This is a genomic window from Nocardia sp. NPDC004722 (assembly GCF_053601505.1).
In genome coordinates this window covers 1-18,558 of record NZ_JBSGBY010000093.1, presented here as the reverse complement: position 1 = coordinate 18,558, position 18,558 = coordinate 1, and the positions used below count along the sequence as shown (strand labels likewise).

The following is an 18,558-nucleotide window of genomic DNA, read 5'->3' as shown; positions in this document are numbered from 1 at the left end:
CGGGCCGAAGGGAGGCGGTATGGCGAACGAAGCTGGCGGGGCCCCAGGGCAGCTGCCGTCGTCGAGCGCCTGTGTCAGGCTGTCGACTTCCGCGCATTGCCAGTCGAACTCGGATCGCTTGGCCGGTGGAATGCTGTCCAGGAGTTCCTTCAGCTGCGGATACTTGTTGAGGTCTATATCGCGGCCGCTGGCCCCACTGTAGATCTTCCCGTCCGGCATCTCGAGCGAGGAGGCCATCCTCGGATCACCATCACGCGGCGGGCGAGGCAGACTGTCAGCTTTGCTCCGAGCAGCGTCACCTACGCGATCCCATTCCGCGCCGTTCGGTTCGCTGTAACGGCCATTCGCTCCCGGCGAGGTCCCAACTCGGTTCGGCGGCAGAGGGTCACCGTTCTCGTTGAAGCGCATGGCATTCCTGTCCCGCGCAGCAGCCTGTGCCGGGGACTCACGCTCGATCTGGCGTGCTTTGTTCACTGCACCGCGGGACTTGCTCAGATCACGGAGAGTCACCTGCGCTTCTCGAGCGCGCTTGGCTTCCCGCCAACCGCGAACCGCCTCCGCGATTCGAATGCCAAAGCGCGCGACGGTCGCCGCGGTCGCAGTGCCTCCGATCAGAACGGTGACTCCGAACGTAATCCAGGCAGTGGCGACACTGATGGCCATTTCGGTAGCGATCAAAGCCGCCAATTCCCTCAGGATGCCATCGAGGATGTCCTTGCGTAAGCGCTCGAGATCGGTCTTGTGGTCGATGCACAACTGCCCCAGTTCTCCGCAGGCACCCAGGATGTCGTCAACAGCCCCTTGCAGGTCGAGCAGGCTCTGGGAGAAGGCTTGAGCGTCTTCGGAGTCGTTGCGCTGCAGCACACTCGCTGCGTTCTTCAGCACGGAGGCCAGTTCGGCAGTGTGATTGTCCCGCAGGCGATTCCAGGCGTCAGCGGACGTTTGGAGATCCTTGGTATCGCCGTCGGGGACCGGGATACCAACCTGGTCGGCCAGCGCGATCAGCGAGTCCTTCGCGTCACGCAGGCCGTGCCCCGGTCCGCCCGCTGACGGCGGACTGCCGTAGTACCGGCAGGACGGAGCCGGAACGGGCGGCATCGCCGTGGGCGGACCGGCGGGCTCGAGGATGCTGTTGTATTCGGCAAGATAATGGTTGTACCCAGCCTGGACGATCGCTGTGCCAAGTTTCTCCAGACCATCGCCGAGATCGGAGACCATCAGGATGATCTCGTCGACTCGTTTGTCGTAGGTCTGCGCCCAGGCGACACCGGCTTCGTCGACGCCAGCCATGCCGCCACAGTCCTGTAGTGCGGCTGTCTCCTTCATGAATGCGTTCTGCATTGCATCCGACAGCCCGAAAGCTGCCCTGCCGACGGCGTAATACGCCCCGAAATCGACATTCACCGACGGCTACCCCCGACTTCTCACAATCCGAGCATCTTCAAGTTCGCTGCGACGGCACTGCGATAGTTGCCGTGCGCAGCGCGCGCCGCGGCTTCCAGTACATCCAGTCCCCCTCGAACCTCGTCCGCCCCGGTCATCCATTCCCGATGCACCGCTTCGTAGGCGGTCGCCGCCTCACTCGACCACGACGCAGATAGGACCTTGGATTTGGAGTCCAGCGCGGACAAGCTGTCGACGGCGAAACTGTTGAAGGCGCGTATGCGCTCAGTGACCTCATCAAGATGTTTCAGGTCGACCGCATAGCCTTCGCCCGGAACGCTCACGGCAACTCCAGCGAATTCAATGCCGAACCGAATTCAGCATCCGTCTGTCGATAGTTCGCTGCGGTTACGCCTAGCTTCTCGGCGAGGGCGAACAACGCATCCCATACCTCGATAGCGCCACGATGCATCTCGCCCCAGCCCTCGTCGTAGGAGCTGGCCGCAGCTCCCTTCCAAGTGCTCATCAACTCGCGGACCTCCCCGTCGAGCGCGATCGAACCCGAGCGCAACTCCTCGGCCATCCGATACGCGACCCGACCGAACGATTGCACGTCGCCGGGAACCACTTCCAGCTGCCCTGGGGCCCCGCCAGCTTCGTTCGCCATACCGCCTCCCTTCGGCCCGGATCGTACGGCATCCTCCCAGCAACCACTGTGTGGATGTCAACTTCGCGCCGAGGAACACGAAGGCTCCAAGACCGCCGACGATCCGTCGCTCCTCACACAAGGGCAGGTCGACGTGGGCGGGGATGGTTATAGGTGAGCATCGAAATCGGAGGACGATGACGGCGGATGGAGAGGTCCAAGGCTTGCGGAAAAGTGGTGCCCATGAGGTGAAGTCCGTGTGGGCCGTCCGACACAACGCTTCCGTTGTCGAGAACCAGGAGAAAGGCGGTGCTCGTCGAGTTCACCGCGAGCGGGGTCATACGATGGCCGATCGTCGTCTCGAGATCCGCGTACCGCTCGTACATCCCGCTCCCGACATCTATCGGATCGAAGAACAACGTTTCAGCACGGCGGCCGTCATTGGGAATCTCTGGAATATGGAGAGCCAGGTTTCCGAACCCTTCGAGGATGGCGGCCGCTCCCGCAGTCACCTCATATCCCTCCCCTTCGAGACGGTCGACCCACATCGAAATGTCGATCCGACGGGCGGGAGTCCACCCCGCAGCCGTGAGAACCTGTGTCGTAATGGGATTCGGCCAGAAGAAGCGCATAGTGGATATTCGGCGCTGCGGGTTGCCGGGCAGGTCTCGATTTGATCGAGATTGCCCGGGCGCACCGATCCACCACAGGGTGCCGACGCACCTGGCCGACACTCCTTACCTACTCGGCGCCCAGATCGGACGACCGTCCCTGACCATCCTGCCAAGCACCGTATGTCACTCCGGTGCCCCGAACCTTCCAGTCGAGATGGCCGTTGGTCGGCCGGCCGACGATCATGGCAGCGGCAGCCGAAGGCGCGCGAAACACGTAGTCGCGGGTGAAGACCGCAAATCGGCCATCGCTGATCAGGGCAATGACACCAAGATCCTCGAGCTGTTTCCTGAGCGGCCCGTAGCTGTGATTACCTCCGGCCCACGCCGTCCGGGCCTGGGAGCCGGCACGGACAGTGAACCCTATCGCCAGCTGGGCGTGCCCGAAGATCCCTTCGCCACCATCGAAACAGGCTGGCGGACACCAGAACCCTGCCCATTCCACCTGGTGCATGCCGATGTCCATCGCAAGAACATGATCATCCGAAACGGTCGCGAAGTCGTATTCCTGGACTGGGAACTCGCTCTGTACGGCGAACCCGTCTACGACGTGGCCACCCATCTCCACAAGATGGGCTACCAGCCAGACGAATACGCGACCTTCCTGAGCCAGTGAGCAACCGCCGAACCCGACGCATCGATCGGCCGTTGGGAAGCCGACCTGCGAATCTACCTAAGCCACGAGCGAATCAAGTCCGTCATCGTCGACTCGGTCCGCTACGCCAAGGTGCTACGGGAAGGCAACCGACCCCCAGACCAAGATGCCGCCTTGGTCACGAATCTGCTAGAAAAACTCGCACTAGCTCAAGAGGTTTGGGGGCAGCCTCAGCGGTTAGAACCGGCATCCGTCGAATCGGCACTCCGAGCCAGCATCTAGGGCTGATCGAAGCTGCCAGCCTGTACGGCATGAGTAAAGCGGTCCCAGGCCAGGCCATCAAAGACCAAGACCGGGCTGGACTCTCCTAGCTTGGAGTCCCGCACCGCAACCCGACCGAAGCGTAGATGAGCAGCTTCGACACAGGCCTCACCCCCGGCGCTCCAGCTGCTTTTGAACCAACGTGCTTCGATCAGATCTTTCACGCTTCGAACTCCTTCGCTACCAGTCGGAGCAGATGCTTGCTGTCTGCCCTGTTCAGTGCTGCTCGGCCAAGCCCATTGTGCGCCTGCATGAATCGCTCCACCACTGCACCATCGTCGTAGTAGAGCCGCGAGCCATAGGATTCCGTGTAGACCGTTGTGGGCTCAATCGGCTCGTTGATCGTGGGGTCGTTCGGGAACCGAAGGATGACGAATGGCCCCGGGGCCGTTCCAAGCGGGAACCCAATACTGAAGGGGATGATTCGGACGTTGACATTTGCCGGACCATCAGCGAGCTTCCGCAACTGAGCGGCCATCACCCTCCGATGCCCGACTACCCGACGAATCACAGCCTCGTCGAGGATCAAGTCCATTTCCACTGGAGACAAACGGCGTGTCATCGCCGTCTGCCGCTGCATACGTACCTGAATGCGCTGTTCGATCTGCATCGGCGTTTCCGAGCCGAAGAAGATCCCGTCCAACGCTCGCGCGTAATCGGCTGTCTGTACAGCTCCTGGTACAAGATCGGACTGATACATGATCACTTGTGCCGCAGCCGATTCCAGACTCACGTACGTTTCGAAGTCATCCGGAATCAGATCGTCATAACGATGCCACCACGCCCGCTCATCCACAGGCCGCATCCGCTCATCCGCTTCCTTCGCGAGCGCCTGCAGAGCCCTCATCTTGCCCCTCGGCGCCCCGTAGACCTTGCACAGCGCCTCGATGTCCAACAGCCGAATCCTGGGACTCTCCCCCTTCTCCAGGCGCTGTAGCGTGCCTGCCCCGCGCTCAATGAGCCTCGCAGCATCGGCAATGGAAAGCCCTGCACCCTGCCGCATCTCACGAAGTTGCCGACCAAGCTGCCGACGAGGAATCGTGGTCGGATTCTTGCCACTCATTAGCGTTGCTCCCGAGTTTGGATGGCCCGCAGGCCAATTCTTGGGTGAAGCAATGAGGATCTCTGGGTCCGATTGTCCACGATTCTGGATCAGACCGTGCACAGATTGACGAATTCTCGTGGGTCATCCAATTGCAAGCCGCACCCGCCCGAACAGGGCTTCTACTCGGATCACACCGTAGGCCGATCCTGTAGGAGGTCGTAATGTCCTGGGACTCATGGGCACTGCTGTCCATCATCGCCCTCTGCACCACCCTCATCCTCTGGTCTTGCTGGGGCTTCTACTCCGACAGCCACCCGAAAGACTCATCCTCCCTGCGCCTCTCACTCACCGGAGGCGGCCACCTCGACATCCCCCGTCCGAGCGACGCCTCACCTGGAAGACATCGAACCCACCCACCGAAGGCGGCCGCACAATGACCCCCGCCGAGGTAGCCGTCCTGACGGCCCTCCATCCCGACAAAACACTCACCGCAGCGCAGATCCAACAGTCATCCACCCTGACCACCTGGCGAACCCGAAACGCCCTCGCTCAACTCGAGTCCCGCGGCCTGATCATCCCCAGCTACCACCGGGGCCGCTGGCGGATCAGCACGCGCGGCCGAATCGCATTGCTGACGAAAGGAAGCCGATTCGCGTAACCACCCGACGTCGCAGATACCCAAGGCCGACGGCGACATCACCCCGGCCACCAGACGTTGCCCTATATCGGTCACCAAATCGGTAAAGCCACTGTGCGCCAGCCTATTTCGTGCTACGCCTTAATCGTGGACCGATGGGCTGATGTATCAGGACCAGGCTGGCGACCTCCGGATGATTACGCTCCGCGTTCACCGGCCACTGTGCCAGCCGAGGAGATGGTCTGGATGCTCGTTGATCCAGGCTATCCTGCTACCGCCATCCACCATACGACTCCAGAATGCGATGTTCTTGCAGTCGACCTGGCACTGGCCCGTAAGTGCGATGGCAATCGCAACATCGTTCAGCGCAAGTACAAGAACATCCGTGCTCGTGCAACGCCTCTCGCGTGTCCCGTTTGCGATCGACTCCGAACCGACGAGGCATTACTGCGAAACTGCCAGGTAAGGACGCACGAAGGCATCAGGCACGGCAGCGTGCTGCGTTGGCGGGAGACATCGGACAAACGATGGTTCGCAATCGTCCGGTACCGCGATGCGTACGGCGATCTGATCGTGGGCGTCCAGCCCAGCGAAAGACTCGAACCCGATCCCGAATGAGCGTTTCGCCGAGCACCCGAACTCCTTGCAGCATCCGGTGTTCGACCTCGTGGTGACGGTGAGTTATGGCGGCACCGAACATCACGCAACCCACATACGCGGCTTCGGCTGGCGGATTCGACGGAGCGATCGATTAGGAGGCTCTCTCGGCCTGGATCGAATCTATGTGCAGCCCGAGCGATACGACCAGGACACCAGCGTGCAACGCCCGGCCGTCGAGGCATTCGTCGGCGCTTCATGGTGTCCAGATCGGCAGCCTGCGGCTCTCCGAAATGTCCTCACAAAGCGCCAGCTCAGCATGAGTACTGTTGGGAAGCAGATTTTCTGCCCGACGTTAGAGGTTCGGCTCGGCTGTCCGCAGCAACTCGAGCAGCCCGTTGACCGCGGCGAACTTCTCGTCCGACAGAGGGTCAGGCGCGAAATGCATTAGCTCGTTTCGGATCTTGCGTACCGTCTCAAGCAAGGCAAGAAACTGCCCCTGGTCGAGCTTCCAGCCGATTCTTGCCCAGCGACCAGGGTCGGCGAGAATGTGCTTGTAGCATCCGAAGGTCAGATCGGCAGGTCCAGTGGCTCGGTTTCGGAGATTGCCTGGAAGTGCAGGTCTGAGCTCCTCGAATTCGAAAATGTTTATCGCACAGCGCAATCGGTTCTCTGCTTCTTCAATCAGGACGAAAGGACGGGCGAGCGTACCAAACTGTGCGGTGAGATCGGCCGCGGTGAGGATACCGGTGACACGAACTCGATCCGCGTCGCGTACGAAGACAAAGCCGTTGTCATAGATCACCGCGATCTGGTCTAGCAGCAGCGCATCGTGATCGACCACCGGCGCACGAACTAGCGCGTTCTGCAACGACGGATTCTCGAATGCCATGTGTGCTCGCCCGATCGATTCCCAGGTCACTGCGCCGTGATAGGTGCCGTCGGCGTCGATCACGGCCAGCTGAGAGAACTTTCGCTGTACCATCATCGTCTTGGCATAGGTGAGATCGACGTCCGAGGAGACCGACACAAGCCGAGCGGGCAGGCCGCCCAGTCGCCGTGACATCGGTTCGAGTTCACTGACGTCTTCCACCGCGGTCGTGCGATAGCCCAAGGTCGACTCGGTGTCGGGTTCCGTTCCGAGCGGTACAAGCGCGACAACCGCGCTCAGGTCGCCCTCGGTGAACGGAGGCTGCGTTGTCAGCCCCTTGCTCGCGAGATCGGACTTGATCGTGGAAATGACGGCAGCAGTACGACGTTCGGCTCCCCAGTGCTCGAGAAGATTTCGGATCGTGAGGGTCCTCGGTGTGCCGGGGTCGCGGGCGGCGGCATCGCCCAACAGTTCGGACGCACTGGTTACTTCGGCATCACCGGTGAACCCGGGGTCGACACCGTGCTCGGCCAGATGTGCAATACGACCGGCAGCGTCGTGTCGAACCAGACCGCACACCGTCAGCAACGAGCCGAGACTTGCACGAAGGTCAGGCCGGATCGAGTCCCACGCGATATCGTTCCGAATCCAGTCGACCTTCCGTACATGGCGCAGCTCCGCAGGCTCCTCGACGCGATACTCGTACGGCCCGCTTACACGCCCGATCGCCACCTGCCCTGGCAAGGTTTTCAGTGGCATGACGATGTAGTCACCGTGCTTGATTTCCGTATCGAACTTCCAGAGCTGCCCGGCCCAGTTGCCGATAACCGCCCGGCCGACCTCAGGATAGGCCAGCTGGAGAGCCGCAATCAGCTCGGGCCATGTCGAGTAGGCCTTCAGATCGCCCATTTCCTCCCAACCCACGATTGCCAGACCATCGGCTAGAGCCTGGGCTTCGCGTTCTCCATGGCTACCGCCGCGGATCAGCCAAGCACGCGGTTCACGTCCCTGATGGGCGCCGTCAGTCATGGGCAGCACTTCCCTTCCCCCTACATGCCTGCCTAGATGCATTCGCATGCGCCAGTACAGATTACGCGGCGGTGTGCAGTGGAGGGACCTGTTTCGATCTTGTTAGGCGGCATTCTGCACCATCCAGAACCACAGTCGTGCCCTCAGCCCGGTGGTACGACACGACCGGACCTGCTCGTGGTTGCTCTCGCGTCACTCCTCTGTGATGCGGCGTCCACGTACATCTGAGCGGGGTCGCCGGAAATATCGCGGCCAATCCAGCCCGGAATCGGCTGGCGATCACCGATCCATGGCTTCAAAAGGCTGTGCACTGTTCGCGCATCGGACAGGCGACGGGCAGGATCGGGATCCAGCAGCTGGAAGGTCAACTCCTTCAGCTCGGTAGGCATGTCACGCCCACACGGCGGCGACACAGTCCGATCCACGCCAGTTTCGAATGCTCGCGTACCGGTAAGGAGTTCGTAGAGAAGGCAGCCGACCGAATACAGGTCGCTGGCACGTCCGGCCGATCCTCCTTCCAGCAGTTCAGGAGCCATGTAGCCGAGTGATGCTGGGATATCGCCCCACGCGGTAATGACCGAGTAGTCCCCGGCACGCAACGAGGTGGCTGCGCCGAAATCGATGAGTTTGACCAGGCCGTTCGCGCTGAGGACGAGGTTTCCCGGTTTGACGTCCCGATGGATCAGATCCACGTCGTGAGCCGCGGCCAGCACCGCGCAGACCTGGGCTGTGATGCACGTGGCCCAGTTCACCGGCAGCCCGCCGCGCTCGTCGACGAGCATGCCGATCGTGTCACCGGACACGAGCTCCATCACCAAGAAGAGCTCGCCATCCGCGCCGAAGTCATACACCGCCGGCACGCCAGGATGGCTCAGTCGAGCCGTAATTCTCGCCTCCCGGTTGAACCGCCGCCGGGCTTCGATGTCGGTCGCGAATTCCGACGCCACCAATTTGATGGCTACTTTCCGGTTGAGGCGCAGATCCTTACCACTCCACACCTCACCCATGCCACCGCGCCCGATCGCGGAGGTGATCTGGTACCGGTCGGCGAGCGTCCTCATGGCAAGAACCGGCTCTTCTTCCCATGCCAGCTGATCAGGATGCTGTCTCGGGCACGGGTCGCGGCGACGAACAGCAACGACCGGGCCCGTTTGATCTCCGCGCGATAGCGTGCAGGGTCGGTCTGCTTCAGTTCCACCACGCGACTACCAGGCAGGGCACCGTCTGCGACTCCGGCGAGGATCATCCGCTTATATTCCAAGCCTTTGAAGCGGTACATGGTGCCGATATGAACCGGAGCGGGGTTCTCCCTGGGTCCGTCCGGCCCGATCACGCTGGCGTCAATCTCGGCTTTGTTCAAGCGTTTCGCCACGGCCTCGGCCATCCACCGTTCCGGTACCGCAATCGCGACAGACTCGTGCGGCCAGGCCGCAATCTGCTCGGCGATCCCGTCCAATTCGGCTTCCCAGGTCGGATAGGCCTGGAACGTGGGCTGTGGCCCACGCAGTACCGAGCGATAGCCGGTGAGATCGTCGTTGCCATCGTCCAGGTCATCCCACTCCTCCTCGCCGAGCAGAGCCGCTGCCATGCCGAGGATTTCGTGGGTGGTGCGGTAGCTCAGAGTCAGTCGTGCCGACCTGCCTCGAATATTGATGCCGAGCTGGCCGAGTGACGCGTACTGGCCGTAGATGCGCTGATGAGTGTCACCAGCTATGAACATGTCGTTCGGCCCGTCGGCGACCATGGCGCGCAGCATCCGCCAGTGCGTCGGACTGAGGTCCTGCGCTTCGTCCACAACAATGTGCTGGTAGCGATGCCTCAGCTCACTACCGCCTTGTGGCGCAGTGCTATTCGCGTGCGCAATATTCTCGGCGCGCTCGGTCTCCAACAGGGCCGCCCGCTCGGCGACCTGCCGCAGCGTCCACATGTTTTGTTCGTCCAGCCGCTTCACGTACCGTTCAACCAGCCGCCAGATCGCAGCCCGTGTTTCGCGGCCGATACGCTGACCACGGCCCGCCCGGCGCGCCTTGAAGTACTCCGCGCGCGTGGCCAGACCCTGTCCGAGGATGACCTGGGTCCACTCGTCGTGAAGGAAGTGCGGATCCCATTGCCGCTCATCCTGTTCCGAGAGAAGGTGCTCCCATTCCTCGACAGCTTTGGCGTCGTTGATCCACCGTCGCCCAGCACCGCCATTGCCCTCGGTGGCGACCTTCACCGCGAGTTTGTCGATATTGAAGATATCGACTCGATCCAACACCTCCGGCCCGGATAGATCGAGCAGGCGCTGCCTCAGATCAGCGGCAAGGTTAGTGTTGAAGGTCGTGAGCAGAACGTCCTTGCCGGTGCCGGGGCCCAGCTGCTCCACCAGTTTGCTGACGCGGTGGAGAGCGACAATCGTCTTGCCTGTGCCCGGCCCGCCGCTGACCCGAGCGGGCCCGCTGTAATTGCGTTCAACGATCTTGCGCTGAGTGGGGTGCAGGAATACCTTCCAGCGCCCGAAGTCGCCCTCTTCCAAAATCGCTTGCAGCGCACCATCTTCGGTGGTGACAGTCGCGGGGCGATCGAGCGCCGCCTGATAGTCATCCGCATCAACCTCCTCCGCGGCTGCTACGGGCGCGGTGATCTGCTCCATCACCTCCTCGGGAGTCTTGCCGGCGTACAACTCCAACAAGACTTCCGAGGTGAGCTGCGGGGCGTATGACATCAGCCCGTGCAACTCGTCCTCATTGGTGATCTTCGCGACCAGCGCCAGCAGCGGTTCCGCGACACCCAGATCCAGCAGCGTCTGGTCGGAGTACTGCACGAAAAGCGGCGCGGGCCCGGCGGGTTCCTCGGGCACCGCGGCTTCCGCCGTCACCAGGTCGACGAATTCGATGCCGCCGCTGACCGGGTTGATCTGGTAGGCGTACCGATCAAGGTTGTCGTACACCTCCTGACGCGGCTTGATCGCGACGATCACATAGTCCTGATTGCCCGCGTGCAACATGAGCGCGCGATAGTCCAGGTTCACTCGCGCCGAGTACAGGCGTGAGTTGCCTTTCAGCTGTTTGAGTTGCAGGCCAGGCGATTCCGGGTTTTCCCGGAACTTGTGCTGGAAGTCGTAGATCGCGCCTTTGACGGCCCGCGGGAGCTTCAGCACTTCGTCGTAAGCCTTGTCGAGCATGCGCAGTGTCGCGTCACTCATGGTTGTCCTCCGATCCGTGCGGCGAGCTCGTTCGCCGTCCAGGCCGCCGCAGGCCGAGCCTGCCAGCTCTCGTCCGCATATGCGGCATCGCGCTTGCGCGCCTCGTCATCGTCTCCGGCCAGCACTACCGCCACTTTCGCCGCGGGCCAACCCAATTCCGCCTGCCAGGCGTGTTCGCCGAGCTCGTAACCGACCTCGGGCGCGGTGACACCGAGTATGGCCAGCTCATGAGCCAGCTCGGCGAGTCCGGGTTCGTCGGGGTCGAGCAGGTCCAGCACCTCGAGCCACTGTGGCGACACGGTGTGGTCGTCGGACTTCGGGATCGGCTCCGGCTTGGGTTCACGTCGTGGCGGCGGGGGCAGGGTGTCGTCGTTCAAGTCCTCGTCCAACGGCAGCAGGCTCAACATGGTGAGGAAGCCGTCGCCACCCGCCGCGGCGAGCTCGGAGGCATCGAATTCGTCCACTGCCGACAGGGCCAACTGGGCGCTGTCACCGGCGCCGAAATCGAGGAACTGCAACAGATTTCCCCAGTACAGCCAGTTTGCCCAGCGCTTCTTGTGTGCGTCTTGATCGGGCTCGATCGCCTCATCGCGATCGTCGATGATCGTGAACGCGCTCCATGCCGCGCCATCGCGTTGGTCGAGCACGATCGACAGCGACGGCGCGGCGATGGTGGCGATCGGGCCGTTCTCTGAGGCGGGCAACGGGTCACCGCGCAGCGCCGCTGTGACCCGCTTCGCGACTCCGCTGGCATCCGACGTGCTCGGGCGGACCGTCGCGGTCTTGGTCGCACCGGCCACTACGGCTTCGGCTCTGGCCCGCCACACCTTCTGATCCGGGTCGGTCATGTACGCGAGCAGGGTGTCCACCGGGTTTGTCCACATGGTCCGCACCAGCTCATCAGGGTCCCGGCCGGTGCGCTGATAGATTCCACGCGCGGCATTCTGCGCATTGCCCTGATACGGCTCGACCAGTGGTTCCCTCGAGGTGTTGGGGCCGAAACCGCGTCGCTCCCAGGCGTCGATATCGTTCCAGGTCAGCTGGAAGACCAGACCGCGGTGCGCCCGCAGTCGGGCTCGTTTGCGGGCGTCATCGGCCAGCCTGTTGTGGTTGGGCGATGCATGGAACTCGTAACCGTCGAGATAGACGGAGATCTCCTGCGGCTGATCACTGACCAAACGGAACACCACATCGGGTCGGGTACCGCGAATGGTGTTCTGCAACAGCATCTTCCAATGTCGCACCTGCCCGTCGGGGCCTTCTATGCGCAGGTCCGCAGTCCGTTTGCCCGCGACCATTTCTCCCCGCGCCAAGGTGCCCTTCGTATCGGATCGGTTCGCCCATCTGGTGAGCCCGTCGAGAAAACGCGCCTCCAGTTCACTCTCCACCTGATCCCACAGCGAAATCTGTTCGGTACCAGTCACTTCCGTGACGGTCCAGTCCTCAAGCAGGTCGTCCAGCATCTCCAGGGCGTCTAGGCGGCTGACCTTGCCGTACCAGTCGGGCTTGTCGTTGGGGATGTGCGAAAGCAGGCAACGGTGACAGGCTGCCTTGGCGGGATTGTCGTCCTGGCATGGGCAGTTGGCGACGACATCGCGCGCCGCGATCAGCACGTCGCGGAAGTTGTCCGAACTGGCGAGCCGGTGCAGATACCCGGTGCCACCCGGCAACGTGTCGTGCAGCACGAGGAAGCGGCGGCGGCGTCCGGTGTCCTGATCCGGCATGGTGGCGGTCGCGATCTGCAAATGGTCGGGGTCACCACCATAGTTGCGTGCCACGCCAGCCATGAGCGCGGTGTGGAAGCTCGCGGACCGCTCCTCGGCACGCAGGGTGGCTACGGGCAGCAGGATACGCACCGCTTCGGTCTCGAGCTCGTGCGCCAGGATCAGCTGGAGGTAGTCCGAGTCCTGAACCGAGCGCCGATACGGGCACCAGGGCCGGTGATGCTGTCGCGACTTATCCCAGATTGACGGGGCGACAAGACCATTCGATTGTCCGGTCGGCAAGCCGTCCACGGTCGTGCCACCGCAGGAGGGGCAGGTGTAGAAGGGATTGAGCCGCACGTCCTCCCCAGCGAAACGGTCGCCAGCGGGGCGATCGTAGCGGGTGGCGCCCAGGTTGAAGCGGCGAACCACCGCGTGCCGGGTGAAGTCCACGCCGAACACGGCTTTCGTATGCCGCCACGAGCCCTCCACGATATCCGCGGGATCGATGTCGACGGCTGTGACGGTCTCGTAGTACCGGCGTTTGCGATCGTCTTGATCGTCGCGAATGCGAACGTCATCGCGGCGGTCGTGGGCAGTGACTCGGGTGGGGCGCAGCACCTTGTGCAGTGCGTCGGCGTCACCGATTTCGCCGGCGTTGCAGCGCGGGCAGGGTGAGGCATTGTCCACCGCCTGCGACGTTCGGACGTATCCGCATTCCGGGCAGACTCGCCAGTACTCCCAAGTCTGCCGATTCGGCGTGCCGACATCCATGCCGGTGACCTCGTGCTGGTAGCCGCGCATGTAGAAGGTGTTGCCGGGCGCGAGTTCCGTGAGCGCGGCGCGCGCCGGGCGGCGGTATTCGCGGACCTCACTGTGGTATTCGCGATCACCCTTGGGTGTGTTCTCATCCCAGGTGATCGTGGCTTCCAGGGTCGTCGCGGTGTCGATCAGCGAATAGTTGGGCAGCAGGCCGAGTTCCACCAGCGCGCCCTGAGCGTTCTGGCTACCGATCTCGTTGAGGCGCTTGGTGATCGCCTTCCGTTCGGCTTTCATGGATCGCTTCACGATCCGGTTATCCTCGTCGTCCTGTGAGGTCTCCATCGCGGTGTCGATGAGGTGCAGCCGCTCGCGCAGGTCGGCCAGGCGTTCCTCCCAGGATTCCTCGGCCTCCCGCACGGCATCGGACAGACCGGATGCTGCGAAGGCACGCAGATCATTCGCCGCTTCAGCGGACACGGTGTCACCGAACAGATCCAGGAACGGCTCGACCGCACTGCTGGATAGGGCGGCGGGCACAAAACCTGCCAGCCAACCGGTTTCGCCGAACAGCGCCGAGGCGCGGCGCGGCAGCGGTAGCACACCCGGAAGCCGGTCGCGGGCGGCCAGGTCGACCAGGTGCGCGAAATACTGGCGGCGCAGGATCTCCACGGCCGACAAGTAGCTGCCGGGCGGAATGATCTCGCCGTCGATCATGGCCAGCGGCTGATCGATGAAGTACAGATCTCGCGGGGTGCGACCCACCAGCGTCACCAGGAACGCGTTTCCTGTCCTGCGGCCCGCACGACCGACGCGCTGAATGTAGTTGGCGGGTCCGGGTGGCAGCGAGGCGAGCACCACCGCCGACAGATCGCCGATGTCGATACCCAATTCCAGTGTGGGAGTGCAGGACAGGACATTCGGGTCGTTGTAGCGCTTACCGTCCTTGAACTGCTGCTCGACCTGCTCACGTTGGGCACGAGTGAGCGCGCCGGTGTGCTCGGCGGTGACCACCCGGAACGGACTTCCGCCCAGGTACAGGTGGCGGTAGTAGTCGTTGTGGTCCAGTAGACCTCGCACGGAAAGCATTCCACCGCACCGGTATCGAGGGCACGGCTGACCGAACCAGTCGGAGCCCTGCTCGGGGTGCACGGTCTGCTGCCAAGAGCAGCGGTCGCACCCGATGCCCGCGTCGGCCACCTCATGCTTCTCGAGAAGCCGAACTTGGACATGGCCGGGTTGCAAGCCGTACACCTGCGTCGAACTGTCCGCGGCAACGCGTTTGGCGATCACGCCCTCGGCCGCCAGCATCGGCAGGAACTTCGACAGGTACTCACCGGCCTGCCCGCGCGCCAGGCCCAGGCATCGTGACGCCCAGTCCTGCATCCACCCCTGGTCGGATTCAATGCCGTCGAATTCGGAACCCTTCTTCGCGCGGTCGCGAACGAAGGTCGGCGCGGACAGTCCGCGGGGGAAGGCTGGCATACCGTCCGGTCGACGACCCCAGATGGTGCCGAACCTTTTCGTACCGGCATTCGCGATCCACCCGTCCAACCACTGGTGTTTGATCGCACCGCGATAACGCATCCGTTCCAGCAGACCTCGAACGAAGACAAGGTAGCGCTCCTCGCTCTGCGGCTCGATATGACCGGACTGCACTTTCATGTGCGCGTCGCGCGCGAGATCGGCGGCCAGCTGCGGATTTTCGAGAATAACCTCGGCGGCTGCAGTACCGGTCAACTCGAGGGTTCGACCCTGTCGGGAGCGTAGGCCGAACTCCAGAATGGTCTGAAACGCCAGCCGCTCTCCGATGAGGTTCCACGCCCGCGGGCTTCCGGATGTCGTCTCGGCCAGAATGTCGTCGATCTCAGGCAGGTCGTGCAGGTCGGGTGGCACCACGGCGGGCAAGGCACCGCCCTCGGTCGCCGCTGCCGCCAGATCAGCGATCAAGTCATGCATCAGAATGGGCTCATCACCGATTCGGTTCGCGATCAGACGACGCAGTGAGAACGCATAGGAACGGTTGGCGACAAATCCGGCCCGATGCGCAGCATCCTGCACGGAATCGTTGAACAGCAAGGTCTTTTGCTGATTGAGCTCTAGCTGACCGCGAGCGAACAACTGGGTGATGGCCACCGACGCCAAACTGGCCAGACCGGCGCCGAGGAAGCGGATACCCTCATCGGTATCGCAGGCCGGGCACCGATCGGTGGCGGCGCGACTGTTCGCCTCCGGGGTGGTCGCCACATCGCCCAGGACATATACCCGCTCGGCGTCCAGGGTTTCCTGCGGGTCGAACGGCCGCACCCGATCGTCCTCCAAGACAAGCAAGTTGCGCACACCCGCCTCGACCTCTTTATCGGTCGCCTTGATGAGCGCGCGCACCCGCTTGTTCTCCGAACCCACATTGGCCCGATAAATCTTGTCCGGGTTGACGTTCAGCTCCTGTGGATCTCGCTCCGGCGAGTACACCGCCCACCCGGAACGCCCGCAGTGGCGGCAGTAAATAGCGGGCAGCATGCGCTTGCCCCGCGTGGCCATCAACGAGTCGTCGTCCATGACCGGCGGCTCGCCCTCCCAGCCGAACGCCGCCGTCGTGCTCACCATCCGCAGCAGTCGCGATACCGCGCGCGCCCAGACATGTGTTTCGATCAGCAGCAGCGGCTGTTTCGGATTCTCCGGATCGCGCGCCTCCGACAGCAGCGCGATGAACCGTGCCAGCGCCGCGGCCGCCTTACGCGGATTATCGCGAATAGTCGCGCCCCAGGTGTAAGCCCCGCGCTTGGGCAGCGACTCGAGAATCTCCGCCATGGTGCGCGGACGGCCGCGGTCCTGGTTTCCGTTGAGAATCTCCAGCACCGCGTGGGTGAGGATATGCTTGCGCAGATACTGACCCAACTCGGCCTGGTTGAGTGTGGTGAATCCGGTGACGGCTCCAGCGATATCCTCCATCGCCGTCGGAACCCGCAACGGGTCAGGACAATTCAGCAGATCATCCGGATTCGGCAGCGGCAGGCTCATATCCAGCTCATCCATGAAATCGTCCACGGTGAGCCGGTTCTCGCCGATCACGGACGCCGCCGGGAATCGCACCCCGAACACCTTCAGGGCCACCCGCCGGATCTCCGCGCCGTCGCCCCCCTCGCCCAGAGTGGCGGAGGTCGCCACTGGACAGATGTCACCAAGCGGTGCCCCGGGCCGCGAATGCCCGGTGGCGGCAGCCAAGCGGCGTAACAGCATTGCGACATCGGTGGCCTGCGCACCGTCATAGGTATGGAACTCGTCGACCACGATGTAGGCGATGCGGGCGTCTTCCCACAGAGGGAGATCGTCGTCCCGCTGCAACAGCAGGTCGAGCATCTTGTAATTGGTGATGAGGATGTCGGGCGGGTTACGGCGGATCTCCGACCGCATCGTCATCACCTTGGGGTAACCGACCTCTGGGGTGTCACCGATGTAGAGGGCGGCGGTGACCTGCTCCATGCCGGTTTGGGTGAGCAGTTCATTGATGCGCTGGGCCTGATCCGTAGCCAGGGCATTCATCGGGTAGAGGAATATGGCCTTGACCCCGTGATGCCCAGCCGCGCGCTCCCGCTGACAGTGATCGAGAACCGGGATCAGGAAGGACTCGGTCTTGCCCGACCCGGTTCCCGTGGTGATCAGCGACGGCTCGGCCTTCTTGCCCCGGGTGCTCAGGCGCTGCCACGCTTGTGCCTGATGCAGGTGGGGGATGAAACCAGCGGGCGTCCACTGCAAGGGATTTCGCCACGTCTTCTCATCCACCTTGCGGAACTTCGTGCGGATTCGCAGGTAGGGGCCGCGGAAGATGCCTTGCTCGGGGTGTTCGAGAAAGCGTGCGAGGGCTTCCCGGACAGTCGGCTCTGCCAGGGCGAAGGTTGTCGTGAGATATTGCGTGAGACTGCTGCGGAGCTCTTCCGCGGCCAAAGTTGGTTTCACCCAGCACCACCCTCACCACGTTGCTGCCGAGACTCGAACGAGCTGGCCTGACGCATCCGCTCGACGAAGGCTGCGTGAGCCACACGATATTCAGTCGCACGTTCAGCCTTACGGAAAGGACCAAAATAGCCGCTGGGCACGGATCCGGAATGGTCTCCGCTTAGAAACGCCATTAGCGCGCCCCACGCATCGGGCGGCTGACCGAATCCCTTTTGCCTACGGCCAATCTGCCGCCCTGACGAATCGAAATACATTTCACGTTCGTATCCAGATAGAACGGGAAATCGGGATTCGTAAATCGCAATCAAATCATCAGCAGAGATTCCGAGCCAAGCAGCAACAATACAATCTATCTCTATCAATGCAGCACGGCGTGAATATTCGGAACGCAATGGAGTACGCTCACTCCAGAATTCATCAACGGAGCCAATTTGATTCAATCCCCAATCATAGGCCCAATCATCCCGCAACCAATCCGCATCGTAGGACAGTTCCCAAATTGATCCATAGGCCTCCGTTAAACAGTTGAGTCGAAGCGCACGAAGCAATAGCGGTTGTGCAAGAGGATGGTCCAGATCCGCCGCCGGCATTGACTGAGCATCTGACCCCAAGAAATCCTCTTTAGAGTACAGCCTTAGAATATAATCAAAGACAAGCGAGGCCCAAAATCCAGAATTCAGGGCCGTTTCCTGGATAGATCGTAATGCCATACTGATAACCCCATGTATATGGGCTGGACCCGGGGGTATCAGGGCTGAAAACAAGGAGCGCTCCGTGTTACTTGCAATCCGCCTTCGCCACGCAATACGATAAAAGTCAACGTATGGACGGGCAACGACATCGTCATCACCCTCTATCAATCCAGAAGAGTTGTGATCAATTGCATCGTAGTCTACCCACTGTTGACGATGTGCCAACCGATATTCGCTCAACGATATCGCCCGTTGATAATCCGTCCGCGGAACCGCATTCGCAGGCAACGCAGTCAGGTCCCAGACTTCATAGTCGCTCTTCCCCAGCCCCGACATGTTTGGCTGCTTCGCAAATGGGTTTGCAACTGAGAAATCCCCGCGAGCGACTCGCGGAGCCCGACCGGCTCGAACTCTGGTTGCGCGCCGCAGGACTCGACGTGCCGGGTGTCTCACCCGCCGAGCTCCGGG

14 protein-coding genes are annotated in these 18,558 nt (G+C 62.4%); 2 read left to right on the top strand and 12 right to left on the bottom strand.

Going from position 1 to position 18,558, the window contains the following annotated elements; translation table 11 throughout:
- From ACWELQ_RS12375 to ACWELQ_RS12355, 5 genes are all read right to left on the bottom strand, one after another.
- The coding region (locus tag ACWELQ_RS12375) for a WXG100-like domain-containing protein (RefSeq protein WP_452397113.1) at window positions 1–1,404 on the bottom strand (1,404 nt) is incomplete at its 3' end.
- Window positions 1,405–1,424: 20 nt separating this feature from the next.
- Window positions 1,425–1,727, bottom strand: a complete 303-nt coding sequence (locus ACWELQ_RS12370; RefSeq protein WP_452397112.1) for a WXG100 family type VII secretion target — start codon at window positions 1,725–1,727, stop codon at window positions 1,425–1,427.
- Window positions 1,724–2,050, bottom strand: coding sequence for a WXG100 family type VII secretion target (locus ACWELQ_RS12365; protein WP_452397111.1), 327 nt, complete (start codon window positions 2,048–2,050; stop codon window positions 1,724–1,726). The genes ACWELQ_RS12370 and ACWELQ_RS12365 overlap by 4 nt, the downstream gene beginning before the upstream one ends.
- Window positions 2,051–2,163: 113 nt before the next feature.
- Window positions 2,164–2,661: an SUKH-3 domain-containing protein gene (locus tag ACWELQ_RS12360; RefSeq protein ID WP_452397110.1), complete on the bottom strand. Its 498-nt coding sequence runs from the start codon at window positions 2,659–2,661 to the stop codon at window positions 2,164–2,166.
- Window positions 2,662–2,770: 109 nt separating this feature from the next.
- Complete coding sequence (locus ACWELQ_RS12355; protein WP_452397109.1) at window positions 2,771–3,166, bottom strand: DUF4357 domain-containing protein; 396 nt, start codon at window positions 3,164–3,166, stop codon at window positions 2,771–2,773.
- 9 nt (window positions 3,167–3,175) lie between these two features.
- Between ACWELQ_RS12355 and ACWELQ_RS12350 the strand changes: the two genes are divergently transcribed.
- Window positions 3,176–3,316 carry a phosphotransferase gene (locus ACWELQ_RS12350; protein WP_452397108.1) on the top strand — a complete coding sequence of 47 codons (141 nt, stop codon included), beginning with the start codon at window positions 3,176–3,178 and terminating at the stop codon, window positions 3,314–3,316.
- Between the two features lie 257 nt (window positions 3,317–3,573).
- On the opposite strand, the gene ACWELQ_RS12345 is transcribed toward ACWELQ_RS12350, so the two are convergent.
- Window positions 3,574–3,780 carry a DUF397 domain-containing protein gene (locus ACWELQ_RS12345; RefSeq protein WP_379363970.1) on the bottom strand — a complete coding sequence of 69 codons (207 nt, stop codon included), beginning with the start codon at window positions 3,778–3,780 and terminating at the stop codon, window positions 3,574–3,576.
- Complete coding sequence (locus ACWELQ_RS12340; RefSeq protein WP_379363968.1) at window positions 3,777–4,679, bottom strand: helix-turn-helix domain-containing protein; 903 nt, start codon at window positions 4,677–4,679, stop codon at window positions 3,777–3,779. Before ACWELQ_RS12340 ends, ACWELQ_RS12345 begins: the two co-directional genes overlap by 4 nt.
- 203 nt (window positions 4,680–4,882) lie before the next feature.
- Here ACWELQ_RS12340 and ACWELQ_RS12335 point away from each other — a divergent pair, with 203 nt between their 5' ends.
- On the top strand, window positions 4,883–5,098 hold the full coding sequence (locus ACWELQ_RS12335; RefSeq protein ID WP_452397107.1) for a hypothetical protein: 216 nt from the start codon (window positions 4,883–4,885) through the stop codon (window positions 5,096–5,098).
- Between the two features lie 1,152 nt (window positions 5,099–6,250).
- Here the strand turns inward: ACWELQ_RS12335 and ACWELQ_RS12330 are convergent.
- From ACWELQ_RS12330 to ACWELQ_RS12310, 5 genes are all read right to left on the bottom strand, one after another.
- Window positions 6,251–7,795: a CBS domain-containing protein gene (locus ACWELQ_RS12330; RefSeq protein WP_452397106.1), complete on the bottom strand. Its 1,545-nt coding sequence runs from the start codon at window positions 7,793–7,795 to the stop codon at window positions 6,251–6,253.
- Between the two features lie 143 nt (window positions 7,796–7,938).
- Window positions 7,939–8,856, bottom strand: a complete 918-nt coding sequence (locus ACWELQ_RS12325) for a serine/threonine-protein kinase (RefSeq protein ID WP_452397105.1) — start codon at window positions 8,854–8,856, stop codon at window positions 7,939–7,941.
- Window positions 8,853–10,979 (bottom strand): UvrD-helicase domain-containing protein, encoded by a 2,127-nt coding sequence (locus tag ACWELQ_RS12320; RefSeq protein ID WP_452397104.1) that lies wholly within the window; start codon window positions 10,977–10,979, stop codon window positions 8,853–8,855. The genes ACWELQ_RS12325 and ACWELQ_RS12320 overlap by 4 nt, the downstream gene beginning before the upstream one ends.
- On the bottom strand, window positions 10,976–17,398 hold the full coding sequence (locus ACWELQ_RS12315; protein ID WP_452397103.1) for a DEAD/DEAH box helicase: 6,423 nt from the start codon (window positions 17,396–17,398) through the stop codon (window positions 10,976–10,978). The genes ACWELQ_RS12320 and ACWELQ_RS12315 overlap by 4 nt, the downstream gene beginning before the upstream one ends.
- Window positions 17,395–18,426, bottom strand: a complete 1,032-nt coding sequence (locus ACWELQ_RS12310; protein WP_452397102.1) for a hypothetical protein — start codon at window positions 18,424–18,426, stop codon at window positions 17,395–17,397. Before ACWELQ_RS12310 ends, ACWELQ_RS12315 begins: the two co-directional genes overlap by 4 nt.
- Between the last annotated feature and the right edge of the window lie 132 nt (window positions 18,427–18,558).